This window comes from Vibrio sp. TMPB1044, from assembly GCF_030442075.1.
In the GTDB taxonomy this organism is placed as follows: domain Bacteria; phylum Pseudomonadota; class Gammaproteobacteria; order Enterobacterales; family Vibrionaceae; genus Vibrio; species Vibrio satsumensis.
The window spans coordinates 1-224 of record NZ_JAUJED010000068.1; the positions used below are offsets into that span (position 1 = coordinate 1).

1 rRNA gene is annotated in these 224 nt (G+C 44.2%); it reads left to right on the top strand.

Annotation, left to right across the window (positions count from 1 at the left end):
* Positions 1–93, top strand: a 5S ribosomal RNA gene (rrf, locus tag QQ041_RS22245); the annotation flags it as partial.
* Positions 94–224 lie beyond the last annotated feature (131 nt).

Consider the following 224-nt stretch of genomic DNA (forward strand, 5'->3'; position numbering starts at 1 on the left):
CCCACCTGATTCCATGCCGAACTCAGAAGTGAAACACAATAGCGCCGATGGTAGTGTGGGGCTTCCCCATGTGAGAGTAGGACATCGCCAGGCTTTAATTTCGACTTTGTCTACAAAGTAGACAAGTCACCATAGGGTTCTAAGTTTTCTTAGTATTTTATGTTGACTTTCAAAGTAGAAAGCGTATTATACGCGTCCTGCTTAAGTGCTAAGGCACTGAAAGC